General features: G+C 64.8%; 1 pseudogene. It reads left to right on the top strand.

Features of this window, described 5'->3' with window-relative positions:
- Positions 1 to 256 (top strand): annotated as a pseudogene (locus EOD29_RS33205) (N-acetyl-gamma-glutamyl-phosphate reductase); the annotation flags it as partial.

The raw sequence follows: 256 nt of genomic DNA, 5'->3' as shown, positions 1-256 counted from the left end.
GGCCGCTGCGCGCCGCCGGCATTCTGCCGGACGGTTATCCCGTCACGGTCAACGCGGTCTCAGGTTATACCGGCGGCGGCAAGCAGATGATCGCGCAGATGGAGAACCCGGATCACCCGGATGCGATCACCGCACCGCATTTCCTCTACGGCCTGCCGCTGACCCATAAACATGTGCCGGAGATGACCGTGCACGGCCTGCTCGACCGCGCGCCGATCTTCTCGCCCTCGGTCGGCAAGTTCGCTCAAGGGATGAT

It is taken from the genome of Mesorhizobium sp. M1A.T.Ca.IN.004.03.1.1, from assembly GCF_003997555.1.
In the GTDB taxonomy this organism is placed as follows: domain Bacteria; phylum Pseudomonadota; class Alphaproteobacteria; order Rhizobiales; family Rhizobiaceae; genus Mesorhizobium.
Note: the sequence above shows the minus strand (reverse complement) of the source record. Positions and strands in the feature narration are given on the sequence as shown.